General features: G+C 70.8%; 1 protein-coding gene and 2 pseudogenes. 1 reads left to right on the top strand and 2 read right to left on the bottom strand.

Translation table 11 applies throughout. The features are described from left to right. Positions 1 to 127: pseudogene (locus tag ASJ79_RS34170) on the top strand (MFS transporter); the annotation flags it as partial. Here the strand turns inward: ASJ79_RS34170 and ASJ79_RS19430 are convergent. Together ASJ79_RS19430 and ASJ79_RS19435 are read right to left on the bottom strand one after the other, a co-directional pair. After that, positions 126 to 2465 (bottom strand): annotated as a pseudogene (locus ASJ79_RS19430) (type I polyketide synthase); the annotation flags it as partial. The pseudogenes ASJ79_RS34170 and ASJ79_RS19430 sit on opposite strands and share 2 nt — an antisense overlap. Further along, on the bottom strand, positions 2462 to 4406 hold a 1945-nt coding region (locus ASJ79_RS19435; protein ID WP_156448531.1), incomplete at its 5' end, for a beta-ketoacyl reductase. The gene ASJ79_RS19435 and the pseudogene ASJ79_RS19430, both read right to left, overlap by 4 nt.

The following is a 4406-nucleotide window of genomic DNA, read 5'->3' on the forward strand; positions in this document are numbered from 1 at the left end:
GGCCGTGCTGATCCCGTTCTCCACACTGGGTTTCGTCGTCGGCAGCGCGACGCAGTCGGTGTGCTTCATCGCGTTGAGCTACGTCGTCGGGACGGCTTACATGGCACCGTCGATCGCGGCGATCCAGTGGCCTCGGCCGCCGTCATCGTGGTGCCGGTGATGTTGGACAGCAACGGGATTTGCGGTTCCCGCAACGTCACCCCGGACAGGAACGCGCCGAACTCGGCGACGACGGGATCCATCAGCCGGGAGTGGAACGCGTGCGAGGTGCGCACCCGGCGCGCCACGATGCCCTTCTCGGCCAGCCCCGTCTGGAAGGTGCGGATCGCCTCTTCGCTGCCGGCGACCACGCAGCTGCCCGGGTCGTTGATCGTCGCGACGTCGACGTCGGCGGTCAGGTGCTCGGTGATCGCCTCCGGGCTCAGCGGCACCGCGACCATCACCCCGCGCGGCGCGGCGTGCATCAGCTTGGCCCGCTTCGAGACCACCTTGACCGCGGTGTCGAGGTCGAACACGCCCGCGATGGTGGCCGCCGGGTACTCGCCGATGCTGTGCCCGGCCATGATCGCCGGCTCCACGCCGTAGGACTGCACCAGCCTGGCCAGCGCGTACTCGACGGTGAACAGCGCCGGCTGGGCGCGGTCGGTGTGCTCGAGGTTGCGGCCGACGCCGTCGAAGATCTCGGCGCGCAGGTCGTAGCCCATCTCGTCGCCGAAAGCGGTCGCGCACTCGTCGAAGTGACGGGCGAACTCCGGTTCGCTGTCGTACAGCCCGCGGGCCATGCCGACGTGCTGGGCACCCTGCCCCGGGAACAGGAACGCGACCCGCTCACCCGCCCCGTCGGCATCGGGGACGGCGTGGCCGACGAACACGTTGTCGGTCGCCCCGTCGGTTTGAGCGGCCGACAGCACCGTCGCGGCGTTGGCCTGGTCGTGCACGACGGCGGCGAGCCGCAGCGGCTCCTTGCGGCGCCGGGTCAGTGTGTACGCGGCGTCGGACAGGCTGATCTCCTCGACGTCGGCGAGCTCTGCGGCCAGCGCGCCCCGCGCCTGGTCCAGCGTCTCTTCGGTGCGCGCCGACAGCACCAGCACCTGCGGCCGGGCCGGCGCCGGCGCGGGTGCCGGCGGGTACGGCGCCTCCTCCAGGATCACGTGGGCGTTGGTGCCGCCGACACCGAACGAGCTCACACCGGCGCGGCGGATGCCGTCGGACTCCCACGGCCCGTCCTGGCTGCGGATGCGGAACGGCCCGCGGTCGATGTGCAGCTCCGGGTTCGGGCTGGTGTAGTGCAGCGTGGCCGGGATCGCCTTGTGCTCAAGGCACAGGATGGCCTTGATCAGGCCGGCGATGCCCGCGGCGGTCTCCAGGTGGCCGATGTTGGACTTCACCGAGCCCAGATAGCAAGGGGCGCTGCGGGTTTCCTCGGCCAGGTCGAACGCCTGGCGCAGGCCCTCGATCTCGATCGGGTCGCCCAGCGGGGTGCCGGTGCCGTGCGTCTCGACGTAGGTGATCGTCGACGCGTCGACCCCGGCGATCGCATGGGCTTCGGCGATCACCTCCGCCTGGCCCAGCGCGTTCGGCGCGGCGTAGGTCATCTTGGTCGAGCCGTCGTTGTTCAATGCCGACCCGCGGATCACCGCGTGGATGTGGTCGCCGTCCTCGACGGCGTCGGCCAGTGCCTTGAGCACCACCACACCGACGCCGCTGGCGAAGATCGTGCCGTCGGAGCGCACGTCGAACGGGCGGCACTGACCGGTGGGCGAGACCATCGCGCCCTGCTCGTACCAGTAGCCGACATGGTGCGGGATCCGCAGCGACGAACCGCCGGCCAGCGCGATGTCGCACTCGCCGTTGAGGATCGACTGGCAGGCCAGGTGCACGGCGACCAGCGACGAGGAGCACGCGGTGGCCACCGACAGCGCCGGGCCGCGGAAATCGAACTGGTGGGCCACCCGGGTGGCGAGGTGGTCCTTGTCGTTCTGCAGCGACAGGTTGACCATCTCGAAGCTGGCGCCCTGCCCGATCACCATCATCGGGTCGAAGTTCGACATCAGGTTGTGCAGCAGATAGCCGCTCGAGCTGCTGGTGCCGAACACGCCGACGGTGGACTCCAGCTCCTTCGGGTCGTAGCCGGCGTCCTCCAGTGCGTGGAACACCGTCTGCAGGAACAGCCGGTGCTGCGGATCGAGCATCCGCGCCGCGTACGGGGTGAAACCGAAAAAGTCGGCGTCGAACTCGTCGATGCCCGGCATCAGTCCGGCCCGCCGCACGTAGCTGCGATTGGACAGCGCCTTCTCCGTCACGCCGTTGGCGAGCAGCTCGTCCTCGGACAGGTCGACGATCGACTCGACCCCGCCCCGCAGGTTGCGCCAGAACTCCGAGACCGAGCCCGCGCCCGGGAACTTGCCTGCGATGCCGATGACGGCGACAGCATTGTCGGGCAGTTCCTGTGTACCGCTGGTCACGATCGTGGTCCCACTTTCCGCCGCGATGCGGCTCGTTGCCGCGCTGCGGCACGCTGTTGTGCCCGTTCCCGCAGCGCATTCGGGCGCTCGGCGGACTCCTGCTCCTCCAGCCCGAGCTGGCGGATCAGGTCGAGCGCGAGATCGGACAGCGTAGCGCCCTGCAGCAGCAGCGCCACGGGAGGCTCGACGCCGAAGTCGCCGCGGATGGTGTTGCGCATCCGGACCGCCATCAGCGAGTCCAGACCCAGTTCGGTCAGCGGCTGCGCGACGTCGACCGCGCTGTCGTCGGAGTAGCCCATGATCGCCGAGATGCGCCGGCGCAGCCTGGCCACCACGACGCGGTTGACCTCGGCGGGTTCCATCGCCTTGAGCGCCTCGGCGCCGCCCCAGTCCTCGTCGACGTCGTCGGTCTGCAGTTCGCCGACCAGGTCGGCGAAGAAGCCGATCTGGTGGATCTCCGGGAACGCCGCCGCGGCGCGGTCCAGCCGCAGCCGGGCGATGCCGACCCGGGAGAAACCGGCGGCCATCACACCGCCGAGCGCGTCGACGCCCTCGGCCGGGGTGATCGGGTCGAGCACCGAGAAGCGCAGCGTGCTGGCCAGACCGACATCGGCCCACTGACCCCAGTTGATCGCGATCGCGGGCAGTCCCGCCGCGCGACGCCACGACACCAGGCCGTCCAGCCACGCGTTCGCGCACGCGTACGCGGCCTGGCCGGGCGAACCCAGCAGCGACACGATCGACGAGAAGCCGACCCACCAGTCCAAATCCTTGTCGGCGGTGACCTCGTGCAGCCGCAGCGCACCCGCGGCCTTCGGCGCCCAGATCTTGTCCAGGCTCTCGCGGGTCAGGCCGACGAAGATCTCGTCTTCGAGGACGGCCGCGGAATGGATCAGGCCGCGCAACGGCTTTCCGGTCTCCTCCGCGGCGGCGATCAGCCGCTCGGCGACCCCCGCCACGGCGACATCGCCGGTGACGACGGCGATCTCGGCGCGCGTGGACAGCTCGTCGAGCACCGCAGCCACCTCGTCGGACGGGCCGCTGCGGCCGTTGAGCACGAGCCGGCCGGCACCGTTGTCGACGAGCCAGCGGACCACGGACATGCCGACACCGCCGAGCGCGCCGGTGACCACGTAGGCGCCGTCCTTGCGCACCACGAGCTGCCCCTGGCCGGCCGGAAGCGTGGCGCGGGAGAGCCGCTCGACGTAGCGGGCGCCGCCCCGCCAGGCGATGACGTCGTCGTTGCCTGCTGCTTCGATCTCGGTGACCAGGGCCGCGTCGTCGCCGCCCGTGTCGAGCAGCGTCGTCTTCAGGTCCGGATGCTCGTAGGCCAGCACCCGGGCCAGGCCCTTGAGGCTGTTCGCGCCCGGATTGCCCTGTCCATCTTCGGAATTGACGACCAGGCCGCCGTCGGTGACCAGCCACAGCCGCGGCGCCCTGCCGTGCCAGCTGCCGACGATCGCGCGCACGGTGCCCGCGACGCCCCAGATGACATCCCTGGCGTGCTCCAGACCGCCGGCGGCGTCGGTGCCGTCGAAAGCGGGGTTCGACACGAAGACGACCACCCCGGCGGGCGGCAGGTCGGGATCGGCGGTTGCGGTCGCGAACGCCTCGCGCACCGCGGATTCATCGGCCAGGTCGGCGGTGATCACCCGGCGGGTGCCGGCGCCGAACCGCGTCGCGAACTCCTGCGTGCGCGCCATCCCGGCCTCGCCGTCGCCCAGCGCCAGCCAGCTGCCGGTGGCCGCGCCACCGGAGATGTCGGTGGATTCGACCCAGCGCGAGTCGAAGATCTTCTGCGACAACGGAAGTGGCACGGTGCGCCGCTGGATGCGCTTGAGGTGCACGTCGTCGACCTGGGCCAGCACGGTGCCGGTGTCGTCGGTGAGGGTGACCCGGCCCATGGCGTCGCCGCTGTCCTCGACCACGCCGACCAGTTCG

Origin of the sequence: Mycobacterium sp. NAZ190054, assembly GCF_001545925.1 — a bacterium.
In the GTDB taxonomy this organism is placed as follows: domain Bacteria; phylum Actinomycetota; class Actinomycetes; order Mycobacteriales; family Mycobacteriaceae; genus Mycobacterium.